Below are 540 nucleotides of genomic sequence, written 5' to 3'. Positions count from 1 at the left end.
ACCTGATTCTCAATGGCTTCGGCGACGCCTCGAAGGTGATCGCCGACGTCGCTCAGTTCGGCGGCAAGGTCGGCCATCATCCCGCCGATGTCAGCGACCCGGCACAGGTTGCCGACATGGTCGCCTACGCCGAGCGCGAGTTTGGCGGCGTCGACATTCTGGTCAACAACGCCGGCATTCAGCACGTTGCGGCCGTAGAAGAGTTTCCTGTTGAGCGCTGGGATTCGATCATCGCGATCAACCTGTCATCGGTATTCCACAGCACGCGGCTCAGCCTGCCGGGCATGCGCCGCAAGAACTGGGGGCGCATCATCAATATCGCCTCGGTGCACGGCCAGGTCGGCTCCACCGGCAAAGCCGCGTACGTTGCCGCCAAGCATGGCGTGATCGGCCTGACCAAAGTGGTCGGGCTGGAAACCGCGACCAGCAATGTCACCTGCAATGCGATCTGTCCGGGCTGGGTGTTGACGCCGCTGGTGCAGAAGCAGATCGATGATCGCGCGGCCAAGGGTGTCGATCCGCAGCAGGCGCAGCATGATC

Annotated in this window: 1 protein-coding gene; it reads left to right on the top strand. The window is 63.0% G+C overall.

Features of this window, described 5'->3' with window-relative positions; genetic code table 11:
* Positions 1 to 540, top strand: a 540-nt coding sequence (locus tag J5M71_RS26920; protein WP_207838550.1) for a 3-hydroxybutyrate dehydrogenase, incomplete at both ends; no start/stop codon positions are given.

It is taken from the genome of Pseudomonas sp. 43(2021) (genome assembly GCF_017490805.1).
GTDB lineage: Bacteria > Pseudomonadota > Gammaproteobacteria > Pseudomonadales > Pseudomonadaceae > Aquipseudomonas.
This window is presented reverse-complemented; position numbering and strand designations above follow the sequence as displayed.